Raw genomic sequence first — 2252 nt, forward strand, 5'->3', positions numbered from 1 at the left:
ACGCCATCAGCCTGATCAGCTCGACGTCCGTCCGCGTGGACCTGAGCGTGTCCACCGCGATCCGCGCCGCCCGTTCCGCCGGGAAACCGAAGATGCCCGTCGAGATCGCCGGGAACGCCACGCTCCTGGCGCCCAGTTCGTCCGCCACCTCCAGGCAGCGCCGGTAGCAGGAGGCCAGGACGGCCGGCTCGTCGTGGGTGCCGCCCTTCCAGGTCGGGCCCACCGTGTGGATCACGTGACGGATCGGCGGGGGCAGGTCGAAGCCCGGGGTCGCCTTCGCGTCACCCCGTGCGCACGGCGCGATCGCCGCGCCCGCCTCCGCGAGGCGCGGGCCCGCGGCCCAGTGGATCGCCCCGTCCACGCCGCCCCCGCCGCGCAGCGACTCGTTCGCCGCGTTGACGATGGCGTCCGTGTCCTGGCGGGTGATGTCGCCCTGTACGACCTCGATCACAGTCATGCCCGGATGATCGCACCCGGAGCTACAACAGCGTCAGCTGTGTCGGCCCCGCCTCCGGGACCGGTCTCTCCGGGACCAGTACGCGCCGCCGGGCCGCCCGTCCGGCCGGGCCGATGCCGAACTCGTCCGCCAGTTCGTGGACCTGGCGCGTGATGCGGCGCTGGTACCACTTCGGCGCGTACGCCCCCTCCGCGTACAGCCGTTCGTACCGCGGCACCAGATGCGCGTGGTGTTCCCGCAGCCACCGCATGAACCACTCGCGGGCGCCCGGCCGCAGATGCAGCACCAGCGGTGTCACCGAGGTCGCCCCGGACGCGGCTATCGCCCGTACCGTGGCCCGCAGTTGGTCCGCGCTGTCGCCCAGGAAGGGGATGACGGGGGCCATCAGGACCCCGCAGCCTATGCCGCTGTCCGTCAGGGCGCGGACGGCGTCGAGCCGGCGTTGCGGCGAGGGCGTGCCGGGCTCGACCGTGCGCCACAGCTCCTGGTCGGTGAAGCCGACCGAGACCGACACACCGACCTCCGTGACCTGCGCGGCCTCCCGCAGCAGCTCCAGATCGCGCAGGATCAGCGTGCCCTTGGTCAGGATGGAGAAGGGGTTCGCGCGGTCGCGCAGCGCCGAGATGATGCCCGGCATCAGCCGGTACCGGCCCTCCGCCCGCTGGTAGCAGTCGACGTTCGTCCCCATGGCGATGTGCGCGCCCTGCCACTGGCGGGAGGCGAGCTGCCTGCGCAGCAGCGCCGGCGCGTTGATCTTGACGACGATCTGCGAGTCGAAGCCGAGACCGGTGTCGAGGTCCAGATAGCTGTGGGTCTTGCGGGCGAAGCAGTAGACGCAGGCGTGCGAGCACCCCCGGTACGGATTGACCGTCCACTCGAACGGCATGCGCGACGCGCCCGGCACCCGGTTCACGATCGAACGGGCTCGGACCTCGTGGAACGTGATGCCGCGGAATTCGGGGGTGTCGAAGGTCCTGGTGGTCACCGCGTCCGTACCGAAGAGCGCGGCGTCGCGGGCCGACATGGGGTTCTCGGCCAGATTGTCCCAGCGCATTTGCGCCTCCTCAGTTGTACCGACCACAGAATAGAACACGTGTTCCCATGATCGATGCAACCCCGGATTTGGGCGCGCCCCGTCGAGATGGTTGGCTGGCCGCCCGGAGAACCGAATGCTGGAGGAAGCCATGGCGCAGGTCGAAGCCACGACGGAGCGGATCATCGCGGCGGACGCGGAGACGGTGTTCGACGCGCTGGCGGACTACCAGGACGTACGCGCGAAGGTGATGCCCGGGCAGTTCAGCGAGTACGAGGTCCGCGAGGGCGGCGACGGTGAGGGCACCCTCGTCCACTGGAAGCTCCAGGCGACCAGCAAGCGCGTCCGCGACTGCCTGCTCGAAGTCACCGAGCCCACGGACGGGGAGCTCGTGGAGAAGGACCGCAACTCCTCGATGGTCACCACCTGGGTCGTCACCCCGGCGGGCGAGGGCCGTTCGAAGACCGTCGTCACCAGCGTCTGGGAGGGGGCCGGCGGCATCGGCGGCTTCTTCGAGAGGAAGTTCGCACCCAAGGGTCTCGCCCGGATCTACGACGAGCTGCTCGCGAAGCTCGCCGCGGAGACGGAGAAGGCCACCGAGGCGTCCTGAACCGTCAAGTCCCCCCGGGCCGGGGCGTCCTGAACGTCGACGGACGACCCCCCGGCGTCACTGATTCGAGTGGTTTCCCCCGCGACGCGTGACGTGCGCCCGCGCACCACGCGTCGCGGGAAAGCCGCTGATGAGCGCCCCCCGACCACTCC

At 70.5% G+C, this 2252-nt stretch carries 3 protein-coding genes; 1 reads left to right on the forward strand and 2 read right to left on the reverse strand.

Translation table 11 applies throughout. The annotated features are described in order from the left end of the window. Both GXP76_RS35225 and GXP76_RS35230 read right to left on the reverse strand, forming a co-directional pair. Positions 1 to 457, reverse strand: a 457-nt coding sequence (locus tag GXP76_RS35225; protein ID WP_242575688.1) for a macro domain-containing protein, incomplete at its 3' end; no start/stop codon positions are given. Positions 458 to 479: 22 nt separating this feature from the next. After that, positions 480 to 1511: an Rv2578c family radical SAM protein gene (locus GXP76_RS35230; RefSeq protein ID WP_242575689.1), complete on the reverse strand. Its 1032-nt coding sequence runs from the start codon at positions 1509 to 1511 to the stop codon at positions 480 to 482. A gap of 130 nt (positions 1512 to 1641) precedes the next feature. On the opposite strand from GXP76_RS35230, the gene GXP76_RS35235 reads away from it, so the two are divergent. Further along, positions 1642 to 2100 carry an SRPBCC family protein gene (locus GXP76_RS35235; protein WP_242575690.1) on the forward strand — a complete coding sequence of 153 codons (459 nt, stop codon included), beginning with the start codon at positions 1642 to 1644 and terminating at the stop codon, positions 2098 to 2100. The last annotated feature ends 152 nt before the right edge of the window (positions 2101 to 2252 follow it).

The organism is Streptomyces sp. NP-1717, assembly GCF_022695985.1.
Taxonomy (GTDB): domain Bacteria; phylum Actinomycetota; class Actinomycetes; order Streptomycetales; family Streptomycetaceae; genus Streptomyces.